Origin of the sequence: Pararhizobium sp. LjRoot238 (assembly GCF_964252955.1) — a bacterium.
Lineage (GTDB): Bacteria > Pseudomonadota > Alphaproteobacteria > Rhizobiales > Rhizobiaceae > Pararhizobium.
The window spans coordinates 44,379-64,075 of the sequence record NZ_CAXUPP020000006.1 but is presented as its reverse complement, the minus strand read 5'-3'; the positions used below and the strand labels follow the sequence as shown (position 1 = coordinate 64,075).

16 protein-coding genes and 1 pseudogene are annotated in these 19,697 nt (G+C 60.3%); 10 read left to right on the top strand and 7 right to left on the bottom strand.

Annotated features, from left to right (window positions below):
* Positions 1-37: 37 nt before the first annotated feature.
* The 4 genes from repA to ACSQ3F_RS28845 all read left to right on the top strand — a co-directional run bounded on the left by repA (position 38) and on the right by ACSQ3F_RS28845 (position 6,627).
* Positions 38-1,264 carry a plasmid partitioning protein RepA gene (gene repA, locus ACSQ3F_RS28860; RefSeq protein ID WP_436103581.1) on the top strand — a complete coding sequence of 409 codons (1,227 nt, stop codon included), beginning with the start codon at positions 38-40 and terminating at the stop codon, positions 1,262-1,264.
* 211 nt (positions 1,265-1,475) lie between these two features.
* Complete coding sequence (gene repB, locus ACSQ3F_RS28855) at positions 1,476-2,480, top strand: plasmid partitioning protein RepB (protein ID WP_436103580.1); 1,005 nt, start codon at positions 1,476-1,478, stop codon at positions 2,478-2,480.
* A 228-nt stretch (positions 2,481-2,708) separates the two neighbouring features.
* The gene (repC, locus tag ACSQ3F_RS28850; RefSeq protein WP_436103579.1) at positions 2,709-4,013 is read left to right on the top strand and encodes a plasmid replication protein RepC; all 1,305 of its coding nucleotides are present in this window, start codon (positions 2,709-2,711) and stop codon (positions 4,011-4,013) included.
* 76 nt (positions 4,014-4,089) lie between these two features.
* Positions 4,090-6,627: a DNA translocase FtsK gene (locus ACSQ3F_RS28845; protein WP_436103578.1), complete on the top strand. Its 2,538-nt coding sequence runs from the start codon at positions 4,090-4,092 to the stop codon at positions 6,625-6,627.
* A gap of 128 nt (positions 6,628-6,755) precedes the next feature.
* Here ACSQ3F_RS28845 and ACSQ3F_RS28840 read toward each other — a convergent pair.
* Positions 6,756-6,946, bottom strand: a pseudogene (locus ACSQ3F_RS28840) (integrase); the annotation flags it as partial.
* A gap of 676 nt (positions 6,947-7,622) precedes the next feature.
* Between ACSQ3F_RS28840 and ACSQ3F_RS28835 the strand changes: the two are divergent.
* Positions 7,623-9,068, top strand: a complete 1,446-nt coding sequence (locus ACSQ3F_RS28835) for a CHAD domain-containing protein (RefSeq protein WP_436103577.1) — start codon at positions 7,623-7,625, stop codon at positions 9,066-9,068.
* Between the two features lie 105 nt (positions 9,069-9,173).
* Here ACSQ3F_RS28835 and ACSQ3F_RS28830 read toward each other — a convergent pair whose 3' ends face one another.
* The 4 genes from ACSQ3F_RS28830 to ACSQ3F_RS28815 all read right to left on the bottom strand — a co-directional run bounded on the left by ACSQ3F_RS28830 (position 9,174) and on the right by ACSQ3F_RS28815 (position 12,812).
* On the bottom strand, positions 9,174-10,289 hold the full coding sequence (locus tag ACSQ3F_RS28830; RefSeq protein ID WP_436103576.1) for a site-specific integrase: 1,116 nt from the start codon (positions 10,287-10,289) through the stop codon (positions 9,174-9,176).
* Positions 10,290-10,568: 279 nt separating this feature from the next.
* A complete protein-coding gene (locus ACSQ3F_RS28825; RefSeq protein WP_436103575.1) occupies positions 10,569-11,129 on the bottom strand; it encodes a recombinase in 561 nt (186 codons plus the stop codon).
* A gap of 39 nt (positions 11,130-11,168) precedes the next feature.
* On the bottom strand, positions 11,169-12,545 hold the full coding sequence (locus ACSQ3F_RS28820) for a recombinase family protein (protein ID WP_436103662.1): 1,377 nt from the start codon (positions 12,543-12,545) through the stop codon (positions 11,169-11,171).
* A gap of 69 nt (positions 12,546-12,614) precedes the next feature.
* Positions 12,615-12,812 (bottom strand): hypothetical protein, encoded by a 198-nt coding sequence (locus tag ACSQ3F_RS28815; RefSeq protein ID WP_028004722.1) that lies wholly within the window; start codon positions 12,810-12,812, stop codon positions 12,615-12,617.
* A 15-nt stretch (positions 12,813-12,827) separates the two neighbouring features.
* On the opposite strand from ACSQ3F_RS28815, the gene ACSQ3F_RS28810 reads away from it, so the two are divergent.
* The 4 genes from ACSQ3F_RS28810 (at position 12,828) to ACSQ3F_RS28795 (ending at position 16,566) form a co-directional block, all read left to right on the top strand.
* Positions 12,828-13,781 (top strand): alkene reductase, encoded by a 954-nt coding sequence (locus tag ACSQ3F_RS28810; RefSeq protein WP_436103574.1) that lies wholly within the window; start codon positions 12,828-12,830, stop codon positions 13,779-13,781.
* A gap of 120 nt (positions 13,782-13,901) precedes the next feature.
* Positions 13,902-15,113: an MFS transporter gene (locus ACSQ3F_RS28805; protein WP_436103573.1), complete on the top strand. Its 1,212-nt coding sequence runs from the start codon at positions 13,902-13,904 to the stop codon at positions 15,111-15,113.
* Between the two features lie 20 nt (positions 15,114-15,133).
* Positions 15,134-15,892 (top strand): SDR family oxidoreductase, encoded by a 759-nt coding sequence (locus tag ACSQ3F_RS28800; RefSeq protein WP_436103572.1) that lies wholly within the window; start codon positions 15,134-15,136, stop codon positions 15,890-15,892.
* Positions 15,893-15,927: 35 nt separating this feature from the next.
* Positions 15,928-16,566 (top strand): TetR family transcriptional regulator C-terminal domain-containing protein, encoded by a 639-nt coding sequence (locus ACSQ3F_RS28795; protein WP_436103571.1) that lies wholly within the window; start codon positions 15,928-15,930, stop codon positions 16,564-16,566.
* A 395-nt stretch (positions 16,567-16,961) separates the two neighbouring features.
* Here ACSQ3F_RS28795 and ACSQ3F_RS28790 read toward each other — a convergent pair whose 3' ends face one another.
* On the bottom strand, positions 16,962-17,372 hold the full coding sequence (locus tag ACSQ3F_RS28790; protein ID WP_436103570.1) for a nuclear transport factor 2 family protein: 411 nt from the start codon (positions 17,370-17,372) through the stop codon (positions 16,962-16,964).
* Between the two features lie 115 nt (positions 17,373-17,487).
* Between ACSQ3F_RS28790 and ACSQ3F_RS28785 the strand changes: the two genes are divergently transcribed.
* Entirely contained in the window at positions 17,488-18,081 is a 594-nt protein-coding gene (locus ACSQ3F_RS28785; protein WP_436103569.1) for a TetR/AcrR family transcriptional regulator, read from the top strand.
* Between the two features lie 45 nt (positions 18,082-18,126).
* Here ACSQ3F_RS28785 and ACSQ3F_RS28780 read toward each other — a convergent pair.
* A protein-coding gene (locus ACSQ3F_RS28780) for an ISAzo13 family transposase (RefSeq protein ID WP_436103568.1) occupies positions 18,127-19,351 on the bottom strand; the annotation gives its coding sequence in 2 pieces (ribosomal slippage) (positions 18,127-18,867 and positions 18,869-19,351; 1,224 coding nt in all).
* Between the last annotated feature and the right edge of the window lie 346 nt (positions 19,352-19,697).

Genomic DNA, 19,697 nt, shown 5'->3' with positions numbered 1-19,697 from the left:
CCATCCGGCAATTTTACCGTGACGAAAGTTTTTGAACGTGAGCAATGCAATTCGAGCGACCAAGATTGAGCGCAAGACCGTCGATGAGACGATCGGAGATCATGCGGCGGTTATCAGTTCGCAGCTGCAAGCGATCAGCGAGGCCCTCTTTCCGCCCACGGCCAACAAGACCTTGCGGCGGTTCACCTCTGGCGAGGCGGCTCGCCTCATGGGAGTTTCGGATTCGACGCTGCGCAAAATGACGCTTGCCGGCGAAGGACCGCAGCCCGAACTCACCAGCAACGGACGCCGCCTCTATACCCTGCGGCAGATCAACGAATTGCGCGAAAAGCTGGCGCAGACGGCGCGGGGCCGCGAAGCCTATAACCTTGTGCCGCGCCGCGGCCCCGATGATCACCTCCAGGTCATCGCCGTCACCAATTTCAAAGGCGGCTCGGGCAAGACGACCACGACTGTGCACCTGGCGCAATATCTGGCGCTGCAGGGATATCGGGTGCTTGCCGTCGATCTTGATCCGCAGGCAAGCCTCTCCGCCCTTCTCGGCGTCCTGCCGGAAACCGATGTCAGGTCGAACGAGACGCTTTACGCCGCCATCCGCTATGATGAGGAAAAGCGCCCGCTGGCGGACGTCATCCGCAACACCTATTTCGACGGCCTCGATCTCGTGCCGGGTAATCTTGAGCTGATGGAGTTTGAGCATACGACTCCGCGCGCCCTGACGAGCGGCTCCCGCGATGGAGACGGAATTTTCTTCACCCGCGTTGCGCGTGCGCTCGATGAAATCGCTGACGGCTATGACGTGGTCGTCATCGATTGCCCGCCGCAGCTCGGTTACTTGACGCTGAGTGGCCTTTGCGCGGCAACATCGATGGTGGTGACGATCCATCCGCAAATGCTCGACGTGGCGTCAATGAGCCAGTTCCTGTTGATGACACATGACCTACTGGCCGTCGTTCGCGAGGCGGGCGGCGAACTGAAATATGATTTCATCCGCTATCTTCTCACCCGCTATGAACCTCAGGACGCGCCGCAGACCAAGGTCGCCGCCCTCCTTCGCAATCTGTTCGACGATCACGTCATGACCAATCCGATGGTGAAGTCGGCCGCGGTTTCCGATGCGGGTCTAACGAAGCAGACACTGTACGAGATCGGCCGGGAGAACCTCACTCGTTCGACCTATGACCGGGCAATGGAAGCACTCGACGCGGTGAACGGCGAAGTCGAATCCCTCATTCGGCAAGCGTGGGGGCGCACGCCAAAATGAGCCCTCTCCTCCCACTGCCCGCAGTTTGTTGGGAGCTCCCAACAGTGCATTTCAAACGGTTCCGTGCTTCGCCCGATGAACGGGATCTTTCGAGTGGCATATCCACTGGACCCAGGGGCTATGCCACCCGGCCGCACCTGTTGGGAGCTCCCAACTTCTGCTGTTTCCAAGGCGCCGCGGCTCAAAAGCATCTAAATCGGGGTGATCTGTCGTGAGCCGAAAAGATACCGTCAACACTTTGTTTATGCGCAGGCCGGAAGGCTCCGCGCCAGTTGCCGGCGTTGAAAAAAGCCCAGATCGCGTCCGCACGGGCGCCATTTCAGCTATGGGCGCGTCACTGCAGGAAATGACCGAGGGTGCGCGCAGCGCCGCAAAATTGCAGGAGCAGCTGGCGTCCGGATCCACCGTGATCGATCTGGATCCGTCGCAGATCGATAGCTCCTCTGTGAGCGATCGTATTTCGATAGCGGTCGATCCCGGTTTTGAGGCGCTCGTCGAGAGCATCCGAGAAAATGGCCAGCAGGTTCCGATCCTCGTTCGGCCCCAGGCTACCGCGCCCGGACGCTTCCAGGTGGCTTATGGCCGCCGGCGTCTGCGGGCCGCAGCCAAGCTCGGCAAGACAGTCAGGGCCATTGTCCAGACACTGACGGACAACGAACTCGTCATCGCGCAGGGCAAGGAAAATCTCGACCGGCAGGATCTGTCCTATATCGAAAAAGCCCAATTCGCGCGACGCCTCGAAGATGGCGGCTACGACCGGACGACGATCATGGCGGCGCTCTCGACCGACAAGGCTGACCTCAGCCGCTACATCTCCATCGCGCGCAGTATTCCGGAATATCTGGTTCAGGCGATCGGGCCGGCGCCAAAAGCGGGCAGGGCGCGCTGGGCGGCGTTGGCCGATCGGCTGGAGCGGAAACAGAACACGCTCGATGCCCTGATCGCGGACGTGGAGTTTCTAGCGACTGACAGCGATACGCGGTTCAGCCGTGTGTTCGAAATGCTCGGCGCCGAGCCGGCGAAGAGAAAGCCGAAGGCACAGGAATGGAAGAACCCGCAGGGCAAGAAAGCAGCCCGGATCGAGCGGGACGATGTTCAGACCCGGATCGTTTTCGATGAGCGGCAGGTGCCCGAATTCGGCAGCTATCTCGCCGATCGGCTGGACGATCTCTACGTGGAATTTACGGCCAGCCGCAAACGGGATGGCCGATACTAGCTTACGCCGGGCGCCCATGTGGGCCCCTCAAGATCAACCGCTATCGAAGGATGGGTAGCAGACAAAAATCGGCAAAGAAAAAGGCCCCCGAAATGCATTCCGGAAGCCCTTCTCGACTGTTTGGCGACTGAGAGAATCACACTTCCTGGAATCGTAGTCAAGTCTCTTCATTGAGATCGGCGTCATTTTGACGAGCTGAGTGGCTTTGCCCGACGAAAGGCAGACGCGATGGAAGGTGGAAGTGTGGCGACGCCCTTTGGGCGGCGGGCGATGACGCTTGGCATGTTGGCCAATCAGGTCATGGCGCGAGAGATCGAGGACGGCAAGACCGTCGACAAGTGGAAACTCTTCCGGGCGCTGTGCGAAGCAAGGCCGCTGATCGGCGTCACCGATCGCGCGCTCGCGGTCATGAATGCGCTTCTGAGTTTCTATCCAAAGGACGAACTATCAGAGGCGCACGGGCTCGTCGTTTTCCCGTCCAATGCGCAGTTGTCACTGCGGTCCCATGGGATGACAGAACAGACGATCCGGCGTCATCTCGCGGTGTTGGTCGAAGCTGGGCTCATTATTCGCAAGGACAGTCCAAACGGCAAACGTTATGTGCGCAGGAACGGCGCCGGTGCGATTGACGAGGCCTTCGGTTTTTCCCTGGCGCCGCTTCTTGCACGTGCGGATGAAGTCGAAAGCCTGGCGGCGCAAGTGACGGCCGAACGACTGCATCTGCAGCGGCTACGCGAGCGGTTGACACTGTGCCGCCGCGACGTCGCCAAGCTGATCGAAACGGCCGCGGAGGAGGGCGCCAGGGGCGACTGGGAGATGATCAGCATGCATTTCCGTGCCCTGGTAATGGCGATTCCGCGCACACCGACACCAGATGTGCTGACGACGGCGCTCGAGGAGATGGAGATGCTGCGCGAAGAGATCGTCAATCTCTTGGAAATGCACATCGATTCAAGGAAAATAAGCGGCAATCCCTTTCAAAATCAGCGGCACATACAGAATTCAAATACCGATTCCATCTCTGAATCTGAACCTGCAATCGAAACGAAGCAGGGCGAAAAATCCGAAATCGATCGGCAAACACTGCCCGTGACGAAGGGACAGAAGGACGCAGATCTTGGTAAACGCAGCGTTAATGCGGCCGGTGCAGCCAACGAAAGTCATCGCAGTCCGCCAGGTCTTGGCATCAAGGCGTTTCCGCTGGCTCTGGTGCTGCAGGCATGCCCCCAGATTGCCGATTACGGGGCAGGCGGAGCCATTTCGACCTGGCGCGATTTGATGGCGGCAGCGGTTGTTGTGCGTTCGATGCTTGGCGTCAGCCCCGATGCCTATCAACAGGCTTGCGAGATACTCGGAGCGGAAAATGCCGCGACCGTGATTGCCTGCATTCTCGAGCGGGCCGGGCATATCAACTCCGCCGGCGGTTATCTCCGAGACCTGACACGACGCGCCGAAAGGGGCGAATTTGCCATCGGCCCGATGCTGATGGCGCTCGCCAGAGCCAACGGAAATTCTGTGAGAAAGGCAGGCTAGAAAGAGGTGATTAACCTTTATTTTCTATTGAAAAGGATGTGCCCATTGCCCGTGAATTATGAGTGAGCAGGTCCCTATGCGTCTTTCCCGAACCAATTTTTCGAACCCCTTCGATCACACGGGAGAGCGGCCCGCAGACCACGACGATCATCTGGCGAAAGCCGAGCATCAGCGGCGCGTCTACGGTTCGCCGATCGATCCGAACGGTGAGGAAAATGCGACCGGAACCGATACGGATGCCATGGCTGCAAGCGAAATCGAGGGGCGCGAGGATGCGCCGGTGTGGCAAAGCGCCTTTGTGCTCAGACCCAACGTGCGCTTCACCCGCACGCCGGAGAGTGTCTATTCGAAGCGCTTGCCCGCTGAAGCAAAAAAACAGCCAGCGCCGGCTTATCCGGATCCCAAGGCAGAGGGGAGTGACAACAAGGGCGTTGCTTCGACCGCCGAAAATCCTGTGGCAGGTGAACCCCCCGTTGCCATAGCGCAAGCAGAGCAGGCTACATCCGGCATTCAGCTCCTTTCGCTGCGTCTCAAACGGGAGATGGAATTGCAGGCGGATGCCAACCCGGTCTTCGAAATGATGGAGACTGCTGCCATTGATCTCGCCTGCTTCCCGGCTGACGAAGATCCGCAGTCCGTGGACGCCTGGGAAACAGCCGCGAAACGACCGAATGCCCTTTACGATGTTTCCGATGATGTGTTCTGGAGTGCCATGGATATGGCTGCCGATATGGACGTGCTGATGCCGGTGGCGCGCTGGCAGGCGCCCGAGTTTCAGGTGGCGCCGGACTCTGTCACGGCACTCTATCGGGAGATAGGCGTCAGGCGCGTGAGCGCGCCGTCGGCGGGGCTCCTTGTGGTAAGGACCGCGCTTGCCAAGGCGCCTGAGAAGTTGCCGCCGGTGGAACTGGCCGAAGTGAAATCGCGGCTTCCGGCCGCTCGGGCTCCTATCGAGCCGGCCCGCGACGTGCCCCCCCTGGCGGCCACGTCTGAACCGGTTCGGGAGATCAAGCCTGAGACCGTAGCAAAAATCGCCGATACCTCGATCGGCCTGGACACGGACGACTACGTTTTCCCGCCCGTTACGCTTTTGCAGGAACCGTCCGTCCAGGAAACGGCCATCATTACGCAGGAGGCGCTGGAACAAAGCGCCGGCCTGTTGGAAAGTGTGCTGGAGGATTTCGGCATTCGCGGCGAGATCATCGATGTGCGGCCAGGTCCGGTGGTTACGCTCTATGAATTCGAACCGGCGCCGGGCGTGAAATCCTCGCGTGTCATCGGCCTTTCGGATGATATCGCACGCTCCATGTCGGCCCTGTCGGCGCGCGTCGCGGTGGTGCCGGGCCGCAACGTCATTGGTATCGAACTGCCGAACCCGGTCCGTGAGACCGTCTATTTCCGCGAACTGATCGAATCCGAAAACTACGGCGAGACCCGCTTCAAGCTGGCGCTATGCCTGGGCAAGACGATCGGCGGGGAGCCGGTGGTGGCAGAGCTTGCCAAGATGCCGCATCTTCTGGTCGCTGGTACCACGGGTTCAGGCAAATCGGTGGCGATCAATACGATGATCCTCTCCTTGCTCTATCGGCTGAAGCCGGAGGAATGCCGGCTGATCATGGTCGATCCGAAGATGCTAGAGCTTTCGGTCTATGACGGCATTCCGCATTTGCTGACGCCGGTTGTGACCGATCCGAAAAAGGCCGTGATGGCGCTGAAATGGGCGGTTCGCGAAATGGAAGACCGCTACCGCAAGATGTCGCGGCTCGGCGTGCGCAACATCGACGGCTTCAACGCGCGCGCCGCATCGGCTCGGGCCAAGGGTGAGACGATCCTGTGCTCGGTACAGACCGGGTTTGACCGCTCGACCGGCGAGGCAATCTTCGAGCAGGAGGAAATGGACCTCGCGCCGATGCCCTATATCGTCGTCATCGTCGATGAAATGGCCGACCTGATGATGGTCGCAGGCAAGGAGATCGAGGGTGCCATCCAGCGGCTCGCTCAGATGGCGCGCGCCGCCGGCATCCACCTGATCATGGCGACGCAGCGCCCCTCGGTTGATGTCATCACCGGCACGATCAAGGCCAACTTCCCGACCCGCATCTCCTTCCAGGTGACCTCCAAGATCGACAGTCGGACGATCCTCGGCGAGCAGGGCGCCGAGCATCTGCTGGGGCAGGGGGATATGCTGCACATGGTCGGCGGCGGGCGGATCGCGCGTGTGCATGGTCCCTTCGTGTCGGACGAGGAGGTCGAGAAGGTGGTCGCGCATCTGAAGACGCAAGGGCGCCCGGAATACCTTGGCACCGTAACCGAGGATGCCGAGGACGCCGACGAGGCCGCGGAGGGGGACAGCGCGGTCTTCGACAAGGGCGCGATGGCCGAGGAAGACGGCAACGATCTCTACGACAAGGCGGTCAAGGTCGTGCTGCGTGACAAGAAGTGCTCGACCTCCTACATTCAGCGCCGCCTGCAGATCGGCTATAATAGAGCCGCTTCGCTCGTCGAACGCATGGAGAGGGAAGGGCTTGTCGGACCGGCGAACCATGTCGGCAAACGCACGATCCTTTCCGCCGTCCGCGAGCCGATTGAGGTGCCGGCTGGCGATGAGGATTGATCTGGTCCTGTGCTTGGCGCGGGCCGTGGAAACAGGTTTGATCGCTTTCGCTGATAGCGGAGGCGATCACAGGCTACAGTATATCGCCCTACAGCCAGGCGGCTTGGTGAGGTTGACGCGGGCCGGTCCTTGTCGAGGACCTCGATAAAGCGACGGCCGTCCTCGCGCTGATCCCGGCCGACATCCAGCCCGACGATTTCCGAGCGTCGCAATCCGCCAGCAAATCTGAGCAGTCGCGAATGCCGCTGTCGAGGATTTCGCGCATGGCGATGATGTCCTGCGGCATCGTCGCCTCCTTCTGGACCGGCGGTCGGGCATAGCCGACGAGACGGCGGGGTTGGGTAGGGGAGGGGGACGGATACGGCGCTGACATAGGCCGATTCTGGCCGACTTTTTACAATTACGCAATGTGTGAGAAAAGGAACGTTTGTAAACGTCTCTTGAGCCGCTGTTGCAGTTATCATGACCTGAAAAAGCGCTGTTTTTCAGCGCTTTTCGACGCTGTGGTATCCGCTGGCGCTCCCTCTGTACAGTCGGCGGAGAGGCTTCGCTCTATATATTATGTGGGTGAAAAAAGTATGCAATACGATTGAATCTAATGGTATGATAGCTTCAATATTGACAAGTTATCGTAGTTAGAACAATGGCTTATTAATTCAGCGATTTGCCTCTATTAACCGTTCTTCCGGCTGTAGCGCGAGCCGAAGTGTGGCTTTTACTTCCCAATTTCAATTGAAGCCGTAAGCTGAAAATCTAGCCCTCGATTCTGACCTTACGGCTTCACGTTGGGGAGGGCAGGGGCCGTTTCAAGGCCCCAGATTCCTTGGTGAGGCTAACGTGGACCGGTAGCGTCAGCGCTGATATTTGCGGACATCAGCGTCTTCCGATTTACCGGCATGAGAGCCGCGACGGGCAGTTGTTTATGACAGTTTGATGACGGAACATGCGGTGCGGTCCCGGCCATTACGGTGAAGGGACGCTGCGCCGAGGGGATCATGCAGGAAACGGAACTGAAGCTCGAACTTTCACCGTCGGGTGCGGCGCAGCTCCTGAAGAAAAATCCCTTCGACTCCGCGCCCACGATCCTTCAGCAGAAGTCCATATATTTTGACACTCCCGGATGGGATCTTTCCAAGCGTGGCCTGTCGCTGCGCATCCGGCAATCGGGAAACGAGCGGATACAGACCGTCAAAGCCAGCGACGGCGCCGCGGCCGGATCGTTCACACGCGAGGAATTTGAGGGACCGGTCGTCGGCGATGCACCGGATCTTGACGATCCGCAGATCCGAGACCTGCTTGCAGGCGCTGGCCCAAAGCTCGTGCCCTTGTTCGAGGTTCATGTCAAACGGCATCGTTGGAATGTCATGGACGGCGACGCCACAATCGAAGTCGCTTTGGATCTTGGCAAGGTCGTTGCAGCGGATCGCGAGGCGCCGCTGTGCGAGATCGAGTTTGAAAAGAAGGCGGGCTCACCGACAGCGCTGTTTGCGCTCGCCCGCAAAGTCGACCTGATCACACCGGCGCATCTCGGGGTGCTGAGCAAAGCGGAACGGGGCTATCGTCTGCTTGGGCCAGCCCCCGGTGCTGTGAAAGCGGCTCCGACCCCGCTCACGTCCGACATGAGCGCGGCAACGGCTTTCGCGCGCATCGCCGCGGCGTGTCTCAGACAGTTTCGTCTCAATGAAACAGCGCTGGGCTGGTCCCGCGATGCCGAGGCCCTGCACCAGGCTCGCATATCGCTGCGACGGCTGCGCTCCCTTTGCTCGATCTGCAAATCCCTGTTTAACGACAGCCGTTTCGACCACCTGCGAGGAGAATTGCGATGGCTCGCCTCGGAACTTGGCGATGCGCGCAACATCGACGTGATGATCGACCGCGCTTCGAGCGAAGCTCTTTCACGCCGTCTTCAAGATGCGCGCGCCGACGCCTACGGGGCGGTCGAAGCATCGCTCTCCTCGGTGCGCGCCCGCTCCTTGATGATCGATGCCGCCGGGTGGATTTCCATTAGAGACTGGCGAACCGACCAATCGGACGAAACATTGCACGAGCAGTCCTCAAGGGATTTCGCCTCCGGCGTGTTTGATAAACTTTGGAAAAAGGTGGCGAAGGGGGGCAACGATCTCATCGATGCAGATGACGAGACACGCCATGAAGTGCGCATAGCCGCAAAGAAACTGCGCTATGCGGCAGAGTTCTTCGAGCCGCTTTACAAGGCTCATGCCAAACGCCACCGCCGCTTCATCACGGCGATGTCAGGTCTTCAGGATGAGCTCGGTAGTCTGAACGATCTTGCCACTGCTCCTGATATGCTGTCGGCGCTCGGACTGTCGGATGTGGTGGGCGCGGAGGACCTCTTCAGCGCGGACGACAAGGCGAAACTTCTGCACCAAGCGGCAGAAGCGCACGACACCCTTGTCGAAACGAAACGTTTCTGGCGTTGAGGCGGCACGGTTAGTCGGACGGCGTGGGCATGGGCCGGGCCGCCTGCGGAGGCATACTCTCGGACGTCGGGCATACCCGCCGCGCGGAGTAGGGGAGGGGGCTTTTCAAAGCCCGGATGCCTTGGTGAGATTGACCCGGAAGCGGTCACGCCGCCGCTGATATTTTCGGGTCATTTCGGCGCTGGCATGGCCGAGCTGCTTCTGGACATAACGCTCGTCGACCTCGGCCGAGGAGGCAAGGCCGGCGCGCAGCGAATGGCCCGAGAATTTTAGCGCGCGCTCGCCTTCACTGAGATCACCGCGAACACCGGCGGCAAGGGCCGTCGACTTGACCAGGCGGGCAATCTCCTTGTCGTTGAGACGATCTGGCCCAACGTCTTTGCCTTTGCCGGCGACGCGGCGGAAGAGGGGGCCTTTGGCGAGCTTTGCGAAGCGGATCCAGGTCTCGACCGCGACCACCGGGCAGGTGGCGTCGGAGGAGCCGCGGCCGACTTCGACCTCGCGCCAGCCGGTCTTGCCGCGCAACGTCAGCAGCATGCCCTTGTCGAGGATTTCGATCCAGCCCGAAGAATCCTCGGTCTGGTCGCGGCCAAGGTCGAGGCCGACGATTTCCGAGCGCCGAAGCCCGCCGGCAAAGCCGATCAGCAGCATCGCCCGGTCACGCAAGCCGCGCAGGGTTCCCCTGTCCAGCGTCTCCAGCATGGCGATCAAGTCTTCCGGCAGAATGGCTTCCTTCTGCCGAGGCGGGGCGGCGTGGGTATTGCGGATGCCGGCCATCACCGTGGCGATCGCGCGGTCCTTGCGGTCAAGTTTTTGGCCGCCGCGCTGGGCATAATTCCAGCTGAGGGCGGAGAGGCGCCGCTCGATGGTCGAGACGGAGTTCGCCTTCATGCCGCGTTCGGTGGTTCCGGAGGCGCAGGCGGTGATGTAGAGGCCGACGACCTGCGGAACCGGCGGCAAGGGCGAGACATTCTGGCGGCGGCACCAGGCGGCGAAATGCTTCCAGTCGGCGGCGTAGGCGCGACGGGTATTGGTGGAGCTGGCGGCCTCGACATAGGAGCGGGCGCGACCGGCAAGGTCCTCGAGATGGCCGGGAAGGGTAGCGGCCTTGTCGGCCGGCGACGGCAGCACAGAAACATCACCAGAATGCGCCGTGCTGTCAGACGGCGCGGGGTTCTCCTCGGCGTGATTTTCGCGGTTCTGCTCGATGATTTGGATCATTCCATATATAGAGAGCAGAATGTCCGATAAGGCAAGCTTATCGGACATAATTATGTAGCGACGGGCAGTGTGGTTAGGCGAGTACTAATGATGATAAGTGCTCAAGCATGCCCTCTTGCATGGATTCGAGGCCCATTCTCTATCCAGCGACTGGCCCTGAAATGCCCGTGGTGGCCGAGCGGCTCATGGGGCGCAGGGAAGACGAGGCGGCGCTGCGCGCGTAACGCGTCCTGCTGCTGGCGCCCGCCGGCAAGGTGTTTTTCGCCCCATCTTTCTATGTTATTGAAGGGAATAGATTTTCCTGATTTGGATGCGATCCTGCGGGGTATCTGGGGTTCTGTCGGGCGCGATCAACGATCTGTTGGGCTTGCGGGTTGTGAGTTTTGTCCGGCTGAAGATCCACGGACCTTCAGGCAAGGGATGAACGCCCTCGATCTCGCCGGCCTCAGCGGCAAGCCTCAACGTCTTGGGGGCGATACCGAGGGATCGTGCCGCATTTCCCAGATTAAGCCAAGGCTCGATCCCATCTGGCTGCGGGCGGAAGACCGGAATCTTGCGGTATGATCTAAGTTCCGTGATGCGTTCACGGGTCCAGCGATTGCCGTTGCCTGTTGACAGTCCATTGCGATTGAGTACACCGGCAATCACATCATCATTGGCAATGAGGGCAAGCTGCCTTACCGCCTCGATGAGGTCGTCGGGCGTAGCGTTTCTTTGGCCGCGATGCCTCTTCGGCAGGCGCAGTTGCGTATGGACACCGCCAACCCAGTGGATTGCGAGGACGATCTCGGAGGTTACGTCGTCGAGGTCGGCGATCACTTCATGAATGACCGTGCGCACGATGCGTTTCTTGAGCCTGGCATCGGTCGATGGCGCTGCCTAGACGGCACGAAGGTTCTCCGCAAGGGCTGCCATCGCTGATGTCGACATCGGCGATGGTTGAGGCGTCGCAGCGTCATGGCCGGCAATCTTATTCTCGATCTCGCCGACGCGAGCGAGCGTCTTGTTCCACCGCGCCTCAAGTTCCGACGTCACCAGCCGGTTCTCAGGATCAGCCGCGTCATATTGCCGGAATGCCCGGTCGGCGGCATAGCGTGCCGCCTGAAGATCGCGCTGGAGGGCGTCGCGGACCTGGTCACGTTGGCTGGTCATATTGCGTTCCGCCTCGGCGGCGGCGGCAATGGCTCCCGGTTCGACCACCCCGAGTAGCGCCTCTTCGATCGCGTCATCGACCCGCAGGCCGCCGAAGGCGATGCAGCGTGGTTCGCCATTGTCGAGCAGACCACGCCAGCAGGAATACCGCGGAATGTTATGGTTGGTCCCTGTGTAACGAACCGTCAGCTTCCGGCCGCACCTTTTGCAGCGGAAAAGGCCGGCAAGCAGGGCGTCGCCATGCTTCGGCGCTCCATGATGGCGGCTCGCGGGTACATTGTCGCTGACCATCTTGCGGATCTCCTCCGCCCGTTCCCAACTGACATAGCCTTCGTGCGCATCCGGGATCAACGCAAGCCATTCATCACGCGACTTGCGGCGAATTCCAGATCGGCCACCGTATCCTGACACAGAACGACTCTTACCATAAGCATAAGCGCCGCCGTAGATCGGGTTCTCGATCATCCGGTGGACAGTCGCATAGTTTGGCCTGCGCCAGACGACATCGCCATTGGCACGCCTGACAGGCAGGTCCAGCCCATGTTCGAGGAACCATAGCAGGGCCTGTCTTGCACTTCCGAGTTCGGCGACCTTGTTGAAGACCAGTGTAATGGCTTCCTGAACACGTCGATCGGGATCTTTCTCGATCCTGTCACCGGCCTTTACGAAGCCGACCGGGGTAGCGACGACAAGCTCGCCACGGCGGGCCTTCTCGTAGCGTGCGGAAAGGGAACGCTGACGCAGAAGATCGAGTTCATATTCGTTGAGGCTGCCCTTCAGTCCCAGCAGTAGGCGGTCATTACCCTGGCGCGGCGCATAGACCGCTTCCTGGTCGATTAGAACGGTATCAACGACACGGCACATCTCGATGAGTTGTTGCCAGTCTCGGCTGTTGCGGGCAAAGCGCGATACCTCTCGTGCCGCAACCGCCCCCACCTTGCCAAGGCTGACCTCGGCGACCATCCGGTCGAAACCGGCGCGGGTTACACCGCCTGCCGCTGACCGACCAAGATCGTCATCCACCGTCTCAATGCACGACCAGCCAAGTGCGGTCAGGCGGTCGCGCATGGCGTATTGAAGAGCACTGCTTTCGCGATTGTGCAGAACCTGATGGGCCGAGGACTGCCGGACATACAGGATCGCCTTGCGTTCCAGATGTGCGGTCCGATTTTCTCATGAATCATCACCGGCCTCCTTCTGCTGCGAGGAGCTCTCGCCGTTTGCGTGGTCGACGAGCAGTCGCACTATGAGCGCCGTCAGTGTCTGGCGCGCCTCCTCCGGCAACGCCTGCCATTGCGGTATAGCCGGCCTCTTCCTGCTGTGTAGGCCCGAGAACAGATCGAACTGATATGTCGTGAACTGACGTGGCATGGACTTCTCCCCGACTTGGAAGAAGATCAATTCAGTCACTATCTGTCCATACTGGGCCGGGGGTATCTCGGCGCTCCGGGTATTTATGACGACGCCCAGATCGCTGGCTGGAAGAAGGTCACCAACGCGGTTCATGCGAAGGGTGGCAAGATCTTCCTGCAGATCTGGCACGTTGGCCGCCAGAGCCATGTTGAGATGACCAAAGGCCGGCAGCCGGTCGCACCGTCGGCCGTGCCGTTCGAGCAGGTCGTCTTCACGAAGGACGGTTGGACTCCTGCCTCTCCGGCCCGTGCTCTCGATATCAGCGAGATGCCCGGCATCGTTGAGGAATTCCGCCGCGGTGCCGAGCGCTCCAAGCAGGCCGGCTTCGACGGCGTCGAAGTCCATGGCGCGAACGGCTACCTGCTCGACCAGTTCCTGCAGGATGGATCCAACAAGCGCACCGACGCCTATGGCGGGTCTGTCGAAAACCGGGCCCGTCTCCTGCTTGACGTGACCGATGCTGCAGTCTCCGTCTGGGGCAAGAACCGTGTCGGCGTTCGTCTAGGCCCTGGCGGCAGATGGGCATCCATGTCTGACAGCAATCCCGAAGCGACGTTCGGCTACGCCGCCGATCAGCTTAACAAATTCGATCTCTCCTACCTCCACATCATTGAGCCGCGGATTGTCGGCGGTGAGGCTCCGGTCGAAGGCAAGCCTCCGATTGCAGCGGCCCAGATCCGCAAGGTCTACAATGGCCGCATCATCGCCGCTGGTGGCTTCGAGCGGGAAGGTGCCGAACAGATCGTCGACAGCGGCACCGTGGATATGGTTGCGTTCGGCCGGCACTTTTCGGCCAACCCGGACTTGCCGTACCGCCTGAAGAACAACTTGCCTCTCAACAAGTACGACCGCGACAGCTTCTGGGGCGGGGACAACCGCGGCTACACCGACTTTGCACGCTACGAAAAGGCCCTGGAAGAAGCCTGACGTAGCCGCGGGCGCACTCCTCGCCACCGACGGACCGGGTGCGCCCGCCCAAGCTCTGTTGACAAAAATAATACGACCGGTCATATTATTTCGAGTTCGGGATATGAAGGAATGGATACCATGTCGTCGTCAACAGGCTCCGGCTCCTTCAAGCCGATCTACTTCCTGGCCCTCGGAACCTTCGCTATCGGAACCGAGGGCTTCATGATCGTCCCACTCTTGCCGAAGATGTCGGCCGACCTCTCGGTGCCGATTGCCGCAGTGGGTTCTCTCGTGACCATCTTCACGCTCACCCTCGCTATCAGTTCGCCGATCCTGACGACCCTTACGGGCAGCCTGAACCGTCGCAAGCTTCTTATCTGGTCGATGCTCGCCTTCGCCGCGGCCAACCTCGTCGCTTGGGCGTCGCGCGACTACTGGGGCATCATGATGGCCAGAGTCCTGCTCGCTCTGGCAGCGGGCCTCTACACGCCGAACGCGAATGCGCTGGCGGGGGCGGTCGTGTCTCCGGAGAAGCGAGGAAGGGCGCTCGCGATCGTCAACGGCGGCATCACTCTTGCAATCGCCTTGGGCCTTCCCCTGGGCTCACTGGTCGGCGACGCCTTCGGCTGGCGCATGACCTTCCTCGGTGTCGGACTGCTGTCCCACATTGCCGTCACTGGCCTGATCTTCGGCCTGCACCAGGGCGTCGGCGACCACATGAAGGTGGCGTCACTTAGGGAACGTGTCGCAGTCGCTGGTAATCCTCAGATTCTGATGGCACTGCTCGTCACATTCATCTGGGCTGCAGGCGCTTTCACGGCCTGGACCTACATCGCTCCATACCTGACGTCGACGATAGGGGCTTCCAGCAACGGCATCAGCGCCATCGTCTCCATTTGGGGACTGTCTGCCGCAGCAAGCGTCTTCGGCGGTGGCGCGCTCAACGACCGCGTCGGCGCGAACGCGGTCATAGCTCCTGCGCTGACCCTTCTTGCGATGGCGTTCCTGATGCTTTCCGCCAGCGCTTACTTCGTGACGCCGGGCCAGGCGATCGCGCCGGTCGTGGTCGCAGTCATCGTCTGGGGTCTGACGGCCTGGGCCTTCTTCCCGTCGCAGATCTCCCGCCTGATCGGCATCGGCGGCCATCAATTGGCTCCGATTGTTTTATCCCTGAATGCATCGTTCATGTACGCCGGATTTGCGGCAGGCGCTGCACTTGGTTCCGTAGTGATTTCAAATGGTTCGGTGGCAAATCTAGGCTGGGTTGCCGCTGTGTTCGAAGTCGTGGCCCTCGGCCTTCTCGTGGCGACAACCCGCGAAGCCAGCCGCGCGCAAGCCATTCAACCCTGAAAATCCAAGGAGACTGAAAAATGAAACTCACAGGCAACACGATCTTCATTACTGGTGGCGGCTCCGGCATTGGCCGCGGTCTTGCTGAAGCGCTCCACAAGCACGGCAATAAGGTCATCATCTCCGGTCGCCGGAAGCAGAATCTGCAGGAGACGCTCGACGCCAATACTGGAATGGATTCGGTCGTTCTCGACGTGAACGATCCGCAGCAGGTGAAGCAGACGGTCGATGACCTTATCAAGAAGTATCCGTCGCTGAACGTCGTCATAAACAATGCCGGCATCATGCTTCCGGACGCGGCCGAGGGCGAAATCGACGATGAGCTGTTGGTATCCACCGTCTCGACGAACTTGCTGGCTCCTATCCGCATCACGTCAGCCTTCATCGACCATCTGAAGAAGCAGCCCGATGCAACGGTTGCCTATGTCTCATCGGTGCTCGCCTTCGTTCCGCTGGCGATCACCGCCGTCTATTCAGCGACCAAGGCCGCGCTCCATTCGTATTCCATGTCGCAGCGCTACAAGCTGCGAAACTCCTCGGTGGAGGTTCTGGAGATTGCACCGCCGTGGGTCCGTACCGACCTGATGAACAGCCGCGAGGAAGAGCGGGCCATGCCGCTCGAAGACTTCGTTGCCCAGACGATGACGGCGCTCGATACCGCGACGACAGAAGTGCTGGTCGAAGTTGCAAAGCCTTTGCGGAACAATCCGGGACCGCAGGAGCACGGGTTTGTGAACCAGTTCAACGATATGCTTGTAGGACTGGAAAAAGCCGCCTAGGTCTACGGTACACAAGCACAGCGTCCGGAGGCGGAATGGATGTCTCCCGCCCCCGGACGACGAGAGGGCAGATCATGGTCTCCAAGACCCGACAGAAGATCGTCGAGGCGGCGCTCGAGCGGTTCCACGAGTTCGGCTACAACGGCTCCAGCGTGAACGATGTTGTCGAACGCGCTGGCGTTCCGAAGGGATCTTTCTACAACTACTTTAAAGCCAAGGAACTTCTCGCGCTCGAGGTTCTCAAGATCTACTCCGAGCGATCCCGTTTCGACATCCTTGCGGACAAGTCCCTGCGTCCGCTGGAGCGGATCCGGCAGCACTTCGGCTTCATGGCGGAACGTTACGACCGGCTCGGCTACGCCCGCGGCTGCCTGATCGGCAACTTGGCGGCTGAATCCACGGACGAAGCCCCGCTTGTCCGGAATGCGCTCGCCGAATCCCTCGGCCGTTGGACAGACGCCCTGGAAGGCGTTCTGAGGGAGGGTCAAGAGCTCGGAGATGTGCCATCGAGCGTCGATGCAAGGAAGACCGCCCGGTTCCTGATCAACTCCTGGGAAGGTGCCGTCATCCGGATGAAGGTTACGGCCGCGCGTGAGCCGCTCGACGATTTCTTCGATATCGCAATCGCTCTTCTGGATCTGCAGCAGCGAAGGGACGCCAGCGCGCATGAGTGAGCGAAGGCAGCGATGAGAAGAAACCCCGTGTTGGCCTTGTCGACATCGCGATTGGACCGGGCGACGACGCGGAACTCAGATTTAACGAGAGTGTTGGAAAGGTATCCACCATCGTTCGAAGAGACGGGAAGGCGATCAACGCTTGGTCTATCGGAAGTGACCCACTCGCTTGAGGCGTTACGCGTTCCATCTCGTGAAATAACTTCGCGAGCAGCCTGATGAGTTGGAAATCTATCTCCTCTCCGGCACATCGATTGGGCGGAGCAGCTCTTTGTCGAGCCTGCATATCAGTCCCGGGGTGATTCCTTGTTGATGACATTCTCTTCCAACAATTCCGGCATCGATCGACCGCGAATGATAATCGGCCTGACCGATGCGGAACCATCGGTGTCTTGTTAGGCTGCCTCAAGCTCTTCTGGGAATTTATCGCCGAACATCGGCAAGCCGCTCTGGGACTCGGCGCGTGTCGCTTCGTCCTGGAGGACGTCCCAGTGCTCGGCGAGCCTTCCGTTCTCGATGCGGACGACGTCGGCGGCGACCCATGCGGCCGGCCGGCCATTACCGGAGAAGCGGCCGTGGACGATGACATAATCGCCTTCCGCGAGGATGAGATGATGCTCCCAATTCAAAGTGTCCGGGATGGTTTTGACCAGTTCGAACAGGCCCTCGCGGCCCGGTTTGATGTGCGCGCTGTGCTGAATGTAGGTCGGTGACCAGAACTCCCATGCGGTGTCGTAGTCGCGTTTGTTGAACAACGTGTCGAACGCCTTCAGCACGAGGGCCTTGTTCTCTTCCTGCTTGGTCATCTCGATTTTTCCTTCTATCATCATTGACAATTACGATCATAACTGTGAACTCAAATATTTGGCTTGTCAATTATGATCGTAATTGTGATGGCGGGTCATTGATCGGAGGATGATTATGGGTACCTCGAAGGACGACGTATTGAAGAACCGCAGCGCGATTTTGAACTCTGCAAACGCATTGTTCCGCGAGAAGGGGCCCGACGCGGTCGGCGTGACGGAACTGATGAAGCGAGCCGGCTTCACCCAGGGCGGCTTCTACAACCACTTCTCTTCGAAGGACGCTCTGGTGAATGACGTGGTCGCTATGGCGATGGATACGGGACTGCAGGATCTGGAGAAGCAGCTCGGTTCAGGTGATGATCTCTCCACGGTCACGGGGCAAGTTGAGTTTTATCTCTCGCCCGAACATCGGGACGATATCGAGCACGGCTGCCCGATCAGCGGGCTCGCGCATGACGTTCGCAGAATGGGCGACGAAGCCCAGGCCACCTTCGCAAAGGGCCTTCGGGCAGCCATCGAAGAGGTTAGGAAGCATCTCGGCGACGATGTTGACGAGGGTGGGGCGGCAGCGATCTATAGTCAGCTCGTGGGCGGGTTGATCCTGGCGCGGGCGACGGCGGCGAGTGATCCAGAGCTTTCGGAGACGCTGATGGAGGCTTCTCGTGAAGCGGCCTCTTGGCAAGTAGTGGGATTGTCCAACTCCGCTTAGCAACCAACTTCGGCGGTTTCGTCACCCTAAGGCTTCGTTGATAAATTATCGCGTCGCTATCGGTTTGGTTGGGCTAATGGTGTAGTTCCAATCGCCGTGGAATTGGTGGCGATGGATGTTGATGGCGTCCATCTCGGCATCGCTGACCTTGACGCCGGCCGGGTAGGCATTGGTGTCGATCTCGGACTTGACCTTGAGGCCGGCTTTGGTTGTGGTTGCGGCGATCAGTTGGACAATGGTCTGGTAGCTGACGCGCGGCTTGCCGCGCCAGTTCTTGGTGATGAACGAGAAGAGGCGATGCTCGATCTTGTTCCATTTGCTGGTGCCGAGCGGCGAATGGCAGACGGTGATGGCCAGGCCGAGTTCGTCGGCCAGCGTTTGCAATTCACGCTTCCACAGCCGGACGCGGGCGTCGTTGCTACCGCCGCAATCGGCGGTGATCAGCAGCCGTGTCGCATTTGGATAGCGTTGACATCCCATCGATTGCCACCAGCGGCGGATGCTGTTGACCGCGAAGCTGGCCGTGTCGTGGTCGATGCCGACACTGACCCAGCCGGCGTTGTCGGCGATGTCGTAGACCCCGTAGGGTGCCGCCCGGCCGAGCTCGGGGATGAGGAAGTCGTGCACCCGGACCGCTTCGGGCTGCCCTTTTGGGCTGTATTCCCGGCCGCCATTCTTGAAGTCGCCGACCAGTTCCTTCTTCTTGGTGTCGACCGAGATCGCCGGCTCAGCTGCCGCCAGCGCCTCTTTCACCCGATCGTTGATGTAGCCGAACTGGGCATCGCGGGTTGGGATGGTTCGTTCCCTCGCGGGTCTTGCGGTTGGCCTGCAGGGTGTAGCCCATCTCGCGCAGCAGATCGGCCACCACGTTGTGGCCGATGCGATGGCCAAGCGCGCCAAGCCCGCTCGCCAGATTGCGCAGGCTCCTGGCCGTCCACAACAGCGGTGCCATCGGATCGCCACGCGTGGCGGGCTCGACCAGGTCCTTGAGGTCGGCCAAAAGCGTCGCATCCGTGGCGGCCAATGACCGCCGGCCGCCGCCTTGGCGACGAACCCGATCCGAAGCCGCCTCCGGCGGTGCCTCGCCGCGCAATTCCGCTAAACCGCGCGTGATCGTGCTGCGCGCCAGACCCGTGATCCGGGAGACCGCCGTCACCCCGCCGCGGCCGGCCGCCAACGCTTCGGCCGCCGCAAAGCGCCGCCGTCCGCGCTCGTCCAGAACCGGAGCGAGCGCCGTGTAGCGCAGTTGGATGGCCGCCTCGTCAATCACGCCGTGATTCTACAGGTTCCGAGCTAAAAGGGAATCCCAAAACCCGCCAAAAACAACAGTCGCGATTCAGTTATTTATCAACAATGCCTTAGCTCGTAAGCCCGATCCTCGTTGGGGAACACGATGGCCCCAACCGAAATCAGGGGCACTGCGGCGGTCCGTGCTGCGGCGATCAGGCCTCATGGTTGAGGCCTGATCGAGCTTTCGCAGGTCAGGCCTCGTGTCGCCGTTCAGTTCATAGGGCCGAAGCTGCGGGGCGACAGCCAAAGATAGCGCTTTTTGGCGTGCAACGATCCATCAGAAAAAGAGGTACCCGATGGCTGTTCGCAGACAAACGACGCCTTGC